Source organism: Achromobacter sp. KK8, from assembly GCF_054188005.1.
Genome location: NZ_CM135178.1, coordinates 3,740,518 through 3,752,320, shown reverse-complemented (window position 1 = coordinate 3,752,320; position 11,803 = coordinate 3,740,518). Strand labels below are relative to the sequence as shown.

Genomic DNA, 11,803 nt, shown 5'->3' with positions numbered 1-11,803 from the left:
CTCGCGCGAGTGCGAAGGTCCCCGCAGCGGGCGCCGCGCAGTGAATACCCAAACGCTCTCCCCTTCGCCGCCGGCGCCTTCCCGCGTCCGCGCCGCGCCTTCGGCAACGCCCACCCGCGTCCGGCCGGCGGAGCCACGAGCGCCCTCATCGCAACTGCGGAAGTATTTACAGATGCTGAAAAGAACAACGCCCCCCAGGGGCCGGGCAGGCCGCCAGGCGCCGCCCGCCTTGATGACGGACCCGCGACGGCGGATCACCGGGCCGAGACTGCAGGCCCTCACCGCGTGCGCGCTGCTCGCTCCCGTCCTGGCGCTGGCGGCGCCGGGCGCCGACTATGACGCGCTGATCACGCGCGCCCGCGCCGGCGACTACGAACCGGCGCTGGCCATGCTGCGCCAGCAAGGCGCGGCGGCCGGCCGCCAGGCGGTGTACGACCACATCGTGATCGCCAGCTGGGCCGGCCGCCCCGCCGAAGCCGTGGCCGCCTACGAAACGCTGTCGCCCTCCCTCGCCCTGCCCGCCGATATCCAGCTGGCGGTGGCGCGCGCCTATCGCGACCTGCGCCGCTGGCCCGAGGCCCTGTCGGCCTATCGCGCCGGCCTGCGGCGCCATCCCGACCAGTCCGCCTTTGCCGCGGGCGAAATCATGACCCTGGCCGACGCCGGCCAGACCGAAGCCGCCCTGGCCGCCGGCAGGGCCTGGAGCAGGCGCGCGCCGCGCGATGCCGATGCCCGCCTGGCGCTGAGCTACGTCCACGTCCGCCTGCGCCAGCCCTACGAGGCGTTGCACCAGGCCGACCAGGCGCTGGCGATCGCGCCCGGCACGCCCTACGTGCTGCGCGAATACATCGCCGCGCTGAGCCGCGCCCGGCTGGCGCAGCCGGCGCTGGATCTGGCGCGCCAGCATCCGGACCTGTTCGACGCCGCGCAGTTGCGCCGCCTGGAAGGCGACGCGCTGGCCCAGCAGGTGCGGCTGGCGGCCATGCCGACGCGGACCGAGGCCGAACGCTTCGTCATCGCCGACCGCGCGCTGGCGCGCTACGAGGCGCTGATCCCGGCCTGGGAAGCCCTGGGCGATGCCGCCCGCGACGACGTGCTGCGCGCCCGCATCGACCGCCTGCATGCGCTGCACGCCCGCGCCCGCATGGCCGACGTGGTCAGCGAATACGAGGCCTTGCGGGCGCGGGACGTCACGGTGCCGCGCTACGCGCTCAATGACGTCGCCTCCGCCTATCTGTATCTGCGCCAGCCCGAGAAGGCGCGCGACCTGTATCGCCAGGTCGGCGCCGATGGCGCCAACCGCGACGACGACGCGCAAGACCGCCTCAGCACCGAGACCGGCCTGTACTACGCGCTGGCCGAGGCCGAGGAATTCGACCAGACCGGCGCGGTCACCGACGCCATCGACGCCGGCTACAGCCCCTGGCTGTATTTCAAGGGGCAGGCCACCCGCAACCCCAACGACCTGAAGCTGGAAGGCGCGCAGACGGTGGCGGCCGCGCGCCTGCAGGCCGACGACACCGCCGCCGCCGAGCAGCAACTGCGCGGCATGGTCGAAAACGCCCCCAACAATTCCTCCCTGCGCGCCGACCTGGCCTCGGTCTACCGCCGCCGCGACCTGCCGCGCGCCGCGGAACGCGAACTGAAGATGGCCGAAACCCTGGCGCCGCGCGCGCTGCAGGTCGAAAACGGCCAGGGCTTCACCGCCATGGACCTGCAGGAATGGCGCCAGGCCGAGGCGCTGTCGGCAGACACCCTGGCGCGCGCGCCCGAGAACCTCACCAGCCGCCGCCTGGCGCGCGAATGGGAGGTCCACAACAAGGCCGAGCTGCGCATCAGCGGCTACCGCGGCCTGGCCTCGGACAGCCCGGTCAACGGCAACGGCGACTTCGGCATCGACGCGGTGCTGTATTCGCCGCCCATCGACTACAACTGGCGCGCCTTCGGCGGCGGCGGCTACGCCACCGGCGACTTCGAGGAGGGGCGCGGCAACTACCGCTGGCTGCGCACCGGCGTGCAATGGCGCGGCCGCGACCTGACGGTCGAAGGCGAAGTCTCGACCCACAGCTACGGCCACGGCGTCAAGCCCGGCCTGCGGCTGTCGGCCGCCTATGACATCGACGACCACTGGCAGGTGGGCGGTTCGGGCGAAGTGCTGTCGCGCGAAACCCCGCTGCGGGCGCTGACCAACGACATCAAGGCCAACCGCCTGACCGGCTTCGTGCGCTGGCGCGCCAACGAGCGGCGCGAATGGACCCTGTCGCTGTCGCCGTCGCGCTTTTCCGACGGCAACCAGCGCTGGGAACTGGGGCTGGACGGGCGCGAGCGCGTCTACACCGCGCCGCACCTGAAGGCCGACCTGACGCTGGACCTGTCGACCCAGCGCAACAGCCGCGACGACGCGCCCTACTACAACCCGCGCTCGGACCTGATGGTGCTGCCCGGCGCGCGCGTCACGCACACGCTGTACCGCCGCTACGAAACCGCCTGGGAACAAATCGGCACGATCGGCGCCGGCACCTACACCCAGCAGGGCTACGGCACCGGCGGCGTCATCGCCCTGGGCTATGGCCAGCGCTACCGCGCCAACGACGTGCTGGACTTGGGCGCGATAGTCACCGGCATCAGCCGCCCGTACGACGGCCAGCGCGAGCGCGAACTGCGCATCGTGTTCGACCTTGCCTACCGCTTCTGAGACCGCCATGTTGCTCAAGCTACCCACCCGACTCCTGCTGGCGGCCCTGCTGCTGCTGGCCATCCTGGCTCTGACCGCCTGCGCCAAGGACATCCCGGTCTACACGCCGCCGTCCGAACGGCCCGTGGCGCCCGCCGAACAACCCTGGGCACAGGGAAATTTCCTGGCCCTGGCCTACCACGACGTCGAAGACGAAGACCCCGACCAGGCCTTTCTGAGCGTGCGCACCGACCGCCTGGTCGACCAACTGGCCTGGCTGCGCGAAAACGGCTACCAGGCCGTCTCGGTCGACCAGATCCTGGCCGCGCGCCAGGGCGGCAAGCCGCTGCCCGAACGCGCCGTGCTGCTGTCCTTCGACGACGGCTACCGCAGCTTCTACACCCGCGTCCTGCCGATCCTGAAGGCCTATCGCTGGCCGGCGTTGCTGGCGCCGGTGGGCACCTGGATGGACACCCCCGCCGACAAGCAGGTGGATTTCGGCGGCAGCCCGCAGCCGCGCCAACGCTTCCTGAACTGGGCTGAAGTACGCGCGATTTCGCAGTCCGGCCTGGTCGAGATCGCCGCGCACACCGACGCCTCGCACTACGGCGCGCTGGCCAACCCGCAAGGCAATACCGAACCGGCCGCGGCGATCCGCGCCTACGACGCCAAGACCGGCCGCTACGAAAGCGAAGCGCAGTTCGAAGCCCGCATGGGCGGCGACGTGCGCGCCATCAGCCGCAAGATCGAACAGGTCACCGGTAAAAAGCCGCGCGTCTGGGTCTGGCCCTATGGCGCCGAGGGCGGCAGCACCTTGCGCATCGCCGCCGACAACGGCTACCAGCTGGCGCTCACGCTGGAAGACGGCCCTGGCCGGCTGGCGCGCCTGATGTCCACGCCGCGCATGCTGCTGGCCAGCGATCCGCCGCTCAAGCCGTTCGCCAACAGCGTCGTCGGCATGGAGGCCACGCCCTTCATGCGGATCGCCCACATCGACCTGGACTACGTCTACGACCCCGATCCGGCGCAGACCGACCGCAACCTGGGCGAGCTGGTGCAGCGCATCCTGGACATGCAGATCAACACCGTGTTCCTGCAGGCGTATTCGGATCCCACCGGCGACGGGCTGGTGCGTTCGGTGTACTTCCCCAACCGCTGGCTGCCGGTGCGCGCCGACCTGTTCAACCGCGCCGCCTGGCAGTTGCACAACCGCGCCAACGTCATGGTGTATGCCTGGATGCCGGTGCTGGCCTATGACCTGGACGCCTCGATCCCGCGCGTCACGCGCTGGCAGCCCGGCCAGGCCCAGGCGCGGCCCGATCCGGACCAGTACCGCCGCCTGTCGCCGTTCGACGCCACCGCGCGCGCCCGCATCGGCGACCTGTACGAGGACCTGGCGCGCCATGCCATCTTCGATGGCATCCTGTTCCACGATGACGCCGTGCTGTCCGACTTCGAGGACGCCAGCCCCGGCGCGCTGGCCGCCTACCGCGCCGCCGGCCTGCCCGGCGATATCGGCCAGTTGCGCGCCGACCCGGACACGCTGCAGCGCTGGACGCGCTTGAAGAGCCGCGCCCTGGTCGATTTCACGGCCGAACTGACCGAGCGCGTGCGCGCCGTGCGCGGGCCCCAGATCAAGACCGCCCGCAACATCTTCGCCATGCCGATCCTGGAGCCGCAGTCTGAGACCTGGTTCGCGCAGAACCTGGACGACTTCCTGGCCGCCTACGACTGGACCGCCCCCATGGCCATGCCGCTGATGGAGAACGTGCCCAAGGGCCAGGAAAACGCCTGGCTCGACCGGTTGGTCGACGCCGTGGCGCGGCGCCCCGGCGCGCTCGACCGGACTGTATTCGAACTGCAGGCGCGCGACTGGCGCACCGGCCCCGGCCGCCCCGAGGCCACGCCCGTCGACACCGCGGTACTGGCCGGCTGGATGCAACGCCTGCAACTGCGCGGCGCCCGCAGCTTCGGCTACTACCCCGACGACTTCTCGCAAGACCAGCCCCGGTTGCAAGGCATCCGGCCCGCCATCTCCGAAGCCTGGTATCCCCTCCGATGATCGACCGTCTGATTGCCCTGATTATCCTGCTGGCGGTGCTGGGCGCGCCGTTCGGCTTCACCATGATGCTGACCGGCCAGGCGCTGCTGGGCTTCGTGTTCTTCTACCCGCTGTTCATGTCCGGCATGTGGATGGCCGGCGGCCTGTACTTCTGGTGGCATTGGGAACGGCGCTGGCAGTGGGGCCTCGGATCGGCGCCGCCGGCGCTGGCCGGCGATCCGCTGGTGTCGATCCTGGTGCCCTGCTACAACGAGGCCGACAACGGCGAAGAGACCCTGCTGGCCGCGCTCAACCAGCGCTATCCGAACATCGAGGTCATCGCCATCAACGATGGTTCCAGCGATGGCACCGGGGCCATGCTGGACCGCCTGGCCGAACAGCACCCGCGCCTGCGCGTGGTGCACCTGGCGCAGAACCAGGGCAAGGCCATGGCGCTGCGCATGGGCGCGCTGGCCGCGCGCAGCGAATACCTGGTCTGCATCGACGGCGACGCGGTGCTCGATCCGGACGCCGCCGCCTACCTGGTGGCGCCGCTGATCGACAACCCGCGCGTGGGCGCCGTCACCGGCAACCCGCGCATCCGCACCCGTTCGACCCTGATCGGCCGCGTCCAGGTGGGCGAGTTCTCCTCCATCATCGGCCTGATCAAGCGCACCCAGCGCGTCTACGGCCAGGTCTTCACCGTGTCGGGCGTGGTCGCCGCCTTCCGCCGCGCCGCGCTCGACCGGGTCGGTTACTGGAGCCTGGACATGATCACGGAAGACATCGACATCAGCTGGAAGCTGCAGCGCGACCACTGGTCGATCTTCTACGAGCCACGCGGCCTGTGCTGGATCCTGATGCCCGAGACGCTGCGCGGCATCTGGAAGCAGCGCCTGCGCTGGGCGCAGGGCGGCGCCGAGGTGTTCCTGAAGAACCTGCGCTCGATCTGGAGCTGGCGCCATCGCCGCCTGTGGCCGCTGATGCTGGAGTTCTGCCTGTCCACCGCCTGGGCCTTCGCCTTCGGCGTGTCGGTGCTGTTGTGGGTGATCAGCCAGTTCGTCACGCTGCCCAACAACATGCACATCGCCAGCCTGATGCCGCCCGCCTTCACCGGCATGATGCTGGCGATGGTGTGCCTGCTGCAGTTCGCCATCAGCATCCTGATCGACCGCCGCTACGAGCCGGGCCTGTGGCGCGCGCTCTACTGGGTCATCTGGTATCCCCTGGCCTACTGGATGGTGAGCCTGCTCACCACCCTGGTCAGTTTCCCCAAAGTCATGCTGCGCAAGCAGGCCGAGCGCGCGCGCTGGACCAGCCCCGACCGCGGCATCAAATCACCGGACGCATCATGATCATCACGACCAAACGCTCGCGCGCGGGCTATCTGTTCGACCTGCTGCTGACCGCGGTCGGCTGGCTCGCCTTCGTCTACCTGTTCGGCGCCGGCATCGTCGCCATCCTGCGTGGCGCGGCCAGCGGGCCGCAGGCGCCGCTCTGGCCGACCTTCCTGCCGACGCTGCAGACGCTCGGCAGCTACGCCGTGCTGGCCCTGCTGAATACGGCGGTGCTGGTGCTGTGGGCGGCCTACAACCACCTGCGCTTCGGCGGCAAGGACCGCCGCCAGCCCATCGCGCCGCTGGACGATCACCGGCTGGCGCTGAGCTTCGCCGTCACGCCGCGCCAGATCGCCCAACTGCGCGCCGCCCGCGTCGCCGTCATCCATCATGGCGGCGACGGCGAGATCCAGGCCATCGAGGCGGCCCGCCCGCGCCTGGCCGCCGTGCCGGCGGCCTGAGGGCGGATAGCGCCCGGAGCGCGCGGGCGGCCGTCACGGGCCGTCGCGCGCCCCCGCTCCTCAGGCGCGCTTGCGCTCCACGTCCGGCAGCAGCACCGCGACGATGCCCAACAACGGCAGATAGGCGCAGACCTGGTACACATAGCCGATGCTGGTGGCATCGGCCAGCTTGCCAAGCGCGGCCGCGCCCAGCCCGCCCATGCCGAAGGCGAAACCGAAGAACAGGCCGGCGATCATGCCGACCTTGCCCGGCACCAGTTCCTGCGCATACACCACGATGGCCGAAAACGCGGACGCCAGCACCACACCGATGACCACCACCAGCACGCCGGTCCAGAACAGGTTGGCGTACGGCAACAGCAGCGTGAACGGCGCCACGCCCAGGATCGACACCCAGATCACGATCTTGCGGCCGATGCGGTCGCCCACCGGGCCGCCCACCACCGTGCCCACCGCCACCGCGGCCAGGAACAGGAACAGGTACAACTGCGCCTCGCGCACCGACAGCGCGAACTTGTCGATCAGGTAGAAGGTGAAATAGCTGTTCAGGCTGGCCAGGTAGAAGTACTTGGAAAACACCAGCAGCCCCAGCACGCCCAACGCGCCCAGCACCTGGTTGCGCGTCAGCCCGTTGCCGGCGCCTTCGCGCCTCGCGCGGGGCTTGAGGCGCGCGCGGTTGGCGGCGTACCAGCGGCCGATGCCGGTCAGCACCACCATGCCGAACAGCGCCGCCAGCGAAAACCACGCCACGCTGCGCTGGCCGTGCGGAATGATGAACAGCGCCGCCAGCAGCGGCCCCAGCGCCGAGCCCACGTTGCCGCCCACCTGGAACAGCGACTGCGCCAGCCCATGGCGCCCGCCCGAGGCCATGCGCGCCACCCGCGACGACTCGGGGTGGAACACCGACGATCCCGTGCCCACCAGCACCGCCGCCACCAGCAGCCAGCCGAACGACGGCGCCACCGACAGCAGCAGCAGGCCGGCCAGCGTGAAGCCCATGCCCACCGGCAGCGAATACGGCTTGGGGTTGCGGTCGGTGTAGAAACCGATGAACGGTTGCAGCAGCGAGGCCGCCAGCTGGTACACCAGCGTGATCAGGCCGATCTGCGCGAACGACAGGCTGAACGAATCCTTCAGCATGGGATAGATGGCCAACAGGATCGACTGGATCATGTCGTTCATCAGGTGCGCCACGCTGATGGCGCCCAATACCGCGAACGCGGTCGAAGGGTCGGCAACGGCGGGCTGCGGCGCGGCGGCCGGCGCGGCGTCATCGGGCAGCGCGACAGCGGGGGTCTGGGATGGGTTCATGGCTTGGACGGGACGGGGGAAACAAAGAAAAGCCCGGCGCAGCGCCGGACCTTGCCAGTGTAGGAAGCATGCCCGCCCTCCGACTGACAATTTTCGTCGGGAAAGTGACAAAATAGGGCCATTCCCCCATGAATTCGGCCTCCTCCATTTGTCGGAAGTGACAACATGCCCACCCGGCCCGCGCGCCTCGACCCGGCCCGCAGCATCGACGCCCAGGACTATCAACACCGTCCCCGCGGCGTGACCGCGATGGCCAAGGAATTTCCCGCCGGCGCGCGCACCGGCGCCCACTCGCATCCGCGCGCCCAACTCATCTATGCCATCGAAGGCGTGATGCGCGTCACCACGCCCAGCGGCTTCTGGGCGCTGCCGCCGCTGCGCGCGCTATGGGTCCCGGCGGGCGTGTCGCATGGCGTCGACATGGTCGGCGCGGTCTCGATGCGCTCGCTCTACATCCAGGCCGACGCCGCGCAAGCGTACTGGCCGCAATGCCAGGTGATCGAGGTCAGCGGCCTGTTGCGCGAGCTGATCCTGGCCCTGACCGCCGAGCCCATCGACTATCCGTTGGGCGGCCGCGCCGAACAGGTGGCCGCGCTGATCCTGTCCGAACTGGCCGCCGCGCGGGTCGTGCCCATCCAGATCCCATGGCCGCGCGACCGCCGCCTGCAGATCATCTGCGAGGCGATTCTCGACCGGCCCGGGCTGCAGCGCGGCATCGAGGACTGGGGCAGCGAGGTCGGCGCCAGCGCGCGCACGCTCATCCGTCTGTTCCAGGCTGAATTGGGACTGAATTACCGGCAGTGGGTGCAACAGGTGCGCCTGGCCGACGCCGTCTGCCGCCTGTCGCTGGGCGTGCCGGTGGCGCGCATCGCCGCCGACCTCGGCTACCGCAGCGCCAGCGCCTTCAGCGCCATGTTTCACCGTGCCCTGGGCGCGCCGCCGCAACGGTATCTGCACCGACAGGCCGCATGACACCTGCAACCGGCCTTGCCGTTTGTCACGGCGCGCAATACATTTCAGCGCGCGCTTGCCACGCGGCGCTGCGCGAAACCCGCGTGGCGCGTATCCTCAACCCCGTCCCTAAATCCCCTGCCCCCGATCCGAACCGTCCCTGCGGGCAAGTTTGGTTACTGAAACCTTCCGGCGCGGTGGCCGGTCTATAGCGTTCTGCCCTAGAATCGCCAGCAATGAGCACCCCCCAGCAATCCTCCGCCACCCCGGGCGGCAAATCGGGCTTTCCCTGGAAACGACTCCTGATCAAGGCCGGCGTCGCCGTCGCCGGCCTCGGTGTCTGCGGGGCGCTGTTGGTCGGCCTGGCGCTGGCGATCGCCTGGCCCAGCCTGCCCGACCTGCACGCCATGACCGACTACCGGCCGCGGGTGCCGCTGCGCATCTATACCGCCGACAAGGTCCTGATCGGCGAATACGGCGAAGAACACCGCAACGTGCTGCGCTTCGACGAGATCCCGGCGGTGATGCGCCAGGCGGTGCTGGCGGCCGAGGACGACCGCTTCTATCAGCATGGCGGCGTCGACTGGATGGGCATGGTGCGCGCCGTGCTCGTGAACCTCGTCAAGCAATCCAAGACCCAGGGCGGCAGCACGATCACCATGCAGGTGGCGCGCAACTTCTACCTGTCGTCCGAAAAGACCTATTCGCGCAAGTTCTACGAACTGCTGCTGACCTACAAGATTGAATCCGAGCTCACCAAGGACCAGATCCTCGAGCTCTACATGAACCAGATCTACCTGGGTCACCGCGCCTATGGCTTCGCCGCCGCCTCGCGCACCTACCTGGGCAAGCCGCTGTCCGAAGTCACGCCGGCCGAGGCCGCGATGCTGGCCGGCATTCCCAAGGCGCCTTCGCGCTTCAACCCCATCACCAATTTCCCGCGCGCCGAGATCCGCCAGCACTACGTGCTGGGCCGCATGAAGACGCTGGGCTACCTGACGCCGGAACAGACCGAAGAAGCCCTCAAGCAGCACGTAGTGATCCGCGGCGCCGACGGCGCCAGCCTGCGCGGCTTCGCCATCCACGGCGAATACCCGGCCGAACTGGCGCGCCAGCTGATGTACGGCGTGTTCCAGGAGCAGACCTACTCCAAGGGCATCGACGTCTACACCACGATCGACTCCAAGGACCAGGAAGCGGCCTACCGCGCCGTGCGCGACGGCGTGCTGGACTACACCCGGCGCGCGCCCTACCCCGGCCCGGAAGACCAGATCGACCTGCCCGACGGCGTCGAAAAGGACGCCGCGGCGTTCGACGACATCCTCGACGGCGTGCAGGAAAAGACGCCCGACAGCGAAGACCTGCTGACCGCCGTGGTGCTGGCCGCCAGCCCGCAGGAAGTGACCGTGGCGCGCAGCGCGCGCGAGATCATCACCATCTCCGACAAGAAGGCGCTGGCGGTGGTGGCGCGCGCCCTCAACCCCAAGGCCAGCGACAGCCAGCGCATCCAGCGCGGCTCGGTGGTCTACATCCACAAGAACGGCGACGGCTGGGAAATCATCAACATGCCGGCGCTGCAGGCGGCGCTGGTGTCGATGGTGCCGCAGGACGGCGCCATCCGCGCCATGATCGGCGGCTTCGACTACAACCGCGGCACCTTCAACCGCGTCACGCAGGCCTGGCGCCAGCCGGGCTCGAACATCAAGCCGTTCGTGTACGCCGCGGCCCTCGAACGCGGCCTGACGCCGGCCACCCAGGTGTCCGACCAGCCCTTCATGCTGACCGCCGCGCAGACCGGCTCGAAGGACTGGCAGCCCAAGAACGACGGCAACCGCTATGAGCCCATGCTGACCCTGCGGCAGGGCCTGTACAAGTCCAAGAACATGGTCACCATCCGCATCCTGCAGGCCATCGGCCCGCAGTACGCGCAGGACTACCTGACCCGCTTCGGCTTCGACAAGGCCCGCTGGCCGGCGGTGCTGCCGCTGGGCCTGGGCGCCGGCGGCGCCACGCCGCTGCAGGTGGTCAACGGCTACAGCGTGTTCGCCAACGGCGGCTACCGCGTCACGCCCTACCTGATCGACAAGGTCACCGACCGCTCGGGCAACGTGCTGATGCAGGCGCAGCCGGTGGTGGCGGGCGACGCCGCCGCGCGCGCCATCGACCCGCGCACCGCCTGGGTCATGGATGACATCCTGCGCGGCGTCACCACCAGCGGCACCGCGGCGCGCGCGCACCAGGTGCTCAAGCGCAACGACATCGGCGGCAAGACCGGCACCACCAACGAGGCGGTCGACGTCTGGTTCTCCGGCTTCACCCCCAGCCTGGCCACCACGGTCTGGATGGGCTTTGACCAGCCCAAGTCACTGGGCACCAACGAATTCGGCAGCGGCCTGGCCCTGACCACCTGGCTCGACTACATGCAGCCGGCGCTCAAGGGCGTGCCCGAGGCCAAGCCGGCGCCGCGTCCCGACGGCCTGCTGGTGGACAACGGCGAATACTATTTCAACGAATTCCCGCCGGGCCAGGCGGTGGCCTCGCTCGACCTGTCCAGCGGCGACCCGCTGACCGACTTCCTCAACAACAACCGCTCCACCGACGGCGTCGACAACTCGGTGCGGCCCCTGCCCGCGCCCGGCGCGGCGCTGCCGCCAGCCACCCCACCGCAGGCGGGCGCGCCGCAACCGGCCCGGCAGGTGCCGACGCAACAGGTGCCGGCCCAGCAGGCGCCGGTGGCGCAGCCGATTCCCGTGCCGGCCGCCGGCGGCGGCGCGCTGGGAGGCACGCTGGGCGGCGGCGCCGGCAATGCCCCCCCGATCCCGCCGATTCCGGTGCCACGCGTCGAGGCCGACCCGGTGGCCGGCCCCCGCGCCAACGTCGTCAGCGGCGGCGACGGGCCGTTGGCGGCGCGGCCGCTCTAGCGTGCTGTCCGGCCGATACCCCCGCGAGAAATCCACGGAACGGCACTAGCGGCCTGGCACCGCAATGCAGACGGGGCGCCCATGGGCGCCCCGTTTCATTTTCCCGC

At 69.9% G+C, this 11,803-nt stretch carries 7 protein-coding genes; 6 read left to right on the top strand and 1 reads right to left on the bottom strand.

The genetic code is table 11. The features are described 5' to 3' along the window. The first annotated feature begins 232 nt into the window (after window positions 1-232). From pgaA to pgaD, 4 genes are read left to right on the top strand one after another with little or no spacing between them, the layout of a single operon-like run. On the top strand, window positions 233-2,695 hold the full coding sequence (gene pgaA / locus ACVN9Z_RS17280) for a poly-beta-1,6 N-acetyl-D-glucosamine export porin PgaA (RefSeq protein WP_458212425.1): 2,463 nt from the start codon (window positions 233-235) through the stop codon (window positions 2,693-2,695). Window positions 2,696-2,702: 7 nt separating this feature from the next. After that, entirely contained in the window at window positions 2,703-4,736 is a 2,034-nt protein-coding gene (gene pgaB, locus ACVN9Z_RS17275; RefSeq protein ID WP_054441545.1) for a poly-beta-1,6-N-acetyl-D-glucosamine N-deacetylase PgaB, read from the top strand. Then, window positions 4,733-6,070, top strand: a complete 1,338-nt coding sequence (gene pgaC / locus ACVN9Z_RS17270; RefSeq protein ID WP_054505534.1) for a poly-beta-1,6-N-acetyl-D-glucosamine synthase — start codon at window positions 4,733-4,735, stop codon at window positions 6,068-6,070. Before pgaB ends, pgaC begins: the two co-directional genes overlap by 4 nt. Further along, window positions 6,067-6,513, top strand: coding sequence for a poly-beta-1,6-N-acetyl-D-glucosamine biosynthesis protein PgaD (pgaD, locus tag ACVN9Z_RS17265; RefSeq protein WP_054505533.1), 447 nt, complete (start codon window positions 6,067-6,069; stop codon window positions 6,511-6,513). The genes pgaC and pgaD overlap by 4 nt, the downstream gene beginning before the upstream one ends. Before the next feature lie 60 nt (window positions 6,514-6,573). Here the strand turns inward: pgaD and ACVN9Z_RS17260 are convergent, their stop codons facing one another. Further along, window positions 6,574-7,824, bottom strand: coding sequence for an MFS transporter (locus ACVN9Z_RS17260; RefSeq protein ID WP_020927079.1), 1,251 nt, complete (start codon window positions 7,822-7,824; stop codon window positions 6,574-6,576). Window positions 7,825-7,989: 165 nt separating this feature from the next. On the opposite strand from ACVN9Z_RS17260, the gene ACVN9Z_RS17255 reads away from it, so the two are divergent. Further along, window positions 7,990-8,796: an AraC family transcriptional regulator gene (locus ACVN9Z_RS17255; protein WP_024068433.1), complete on the top strand. Its 807-nt coding sequence runs from the start codon at window positions 7,990-7,992 to the stop codon at window positions 8,794-8,796. A 215-nt stretch (window positions 8,797-9,011) separates the two neighbouring features. Continuing rightward, entirely contained in the window at window positions 9,012-11,696 is a 2,685-nt protein-coding gene (locus ACVN9Z_RS17250) for a penicillin-binding protein 1A (protein ID WP_458212424.1), read from the top strand. Window positions 11,697-11,803 lie beyond the last annotated feature (107 nt).

What these genes read in the sequence shown, in the direction of transcription:
- pgaA (WP_458212425.1), top strand. Translation starts at nt 233, where the DNA reads ATGACGGACCCGCGACGGCGGATCACCGGGCCGAGACTGCAGGCCCTC.
- pgaB (WP_054441545.1), top strand. Translation starts at nt 2,703, where the DNA reads ATGTTGCTCAAGCTACCCACCCGACTCCTGCTGGCGGCCCTGCTGCTG.
- pgaC (WP_054505534.1), top strand. Translation starts at nt 4,733, where the DNA reads ATGATCGACCGTCTGATTGCCCTGATTATCCTGCTGGCGGTGCTGGGC.
- pgaD (WP_054505533.1), top strand. Translation starts at nt 6,067, where the DNA reads ATGATCATCACGACCAAACGCTCGCGCGCGGGCTATCTGTTCGACCTG.
- ACVN9Z_RS17260 (WP_020927079.1), bottom strand. Translation starts at nt 7,824, where the DNA reads ATGAACCCATCCCAGACCCCCGCTGTCGCGCTGCCCGATGACGCCGCG.
- ACVN9Z_RS17255 (WP_024068433.1), top strand. Translation starts at nt 7,990, where the DNA reads ATGCCCACCCGGCCCGCGCGCCTCGACCCGGCCCGCAGCATCGACGCC.
- ACVN9Z_RS17250 (WP_458212424.1), top strand. Translation starts at nt 9,012, where the DNA reads ATGAGCACCCCCCAGCAATCCTCCGCCACCCCGGGCGGCAAATCGGGC.